Source organism: Arthrobacter sp. HMWF013 (assembly GCF_003061105.1).
Taxonomy (GTDB): Bacteria; Actinomycetota; Actinomycetes; order Actinomycetales; family Micrococcaceae; genus Arthrobacter.
On sequence record NZ_QAIQ01000575.1, the window covers coordinates 1 to 323 of the forward strand.

A 323-nucleotide genomic window follows, 5' to 3' on the forward strand; every position below is an offset into this window, starting at 1 on the left:
TCCAACGCCGCGGCACCTGCAGGGTCAAGGGTGTCCGCTTCCTCGACCATCACCCGGGCGTGCTGCCAGGAGATGGTCCCTGCCTGGAGGGCGGCCAGGGTCAGCGGCAGCCTGGTGGTCAGCATCAGGGAGTGGTGCAGGAGCGCACCCGCGGCCCGCTCCCCAATGGTCAGGACGCAGGCGACTTCTGCCCGGACCGCCATCTCCTGCCCTGCGGCGTCCCCGGGGACGGTCGGGGGCCCGGCGATCAACGCCGCAGTTTCCACGTATGTGGCGGCGGCGAGGGCCTTCACGGCCGCCATCCGCGGCTCCGATTCAGCGAC

General features: G+C 71.8%; 1 protein-coding gene. It reads right to left on the bottom strand.

Features of this window, described 5'->3' with window-relative positions; all coding sequences use genetic code 11:
* A partial coding sequence (locus DBR22_RS19615; RefSeq protein WP_258229323.1) for a 13E12 repeat family protein occupies window positions 1-302 on the bottom strand: 302 nt, incomplete at its 3' end.
* Between the last annotated feature and the right edge of the window lie 21 nt (window positions 303-323).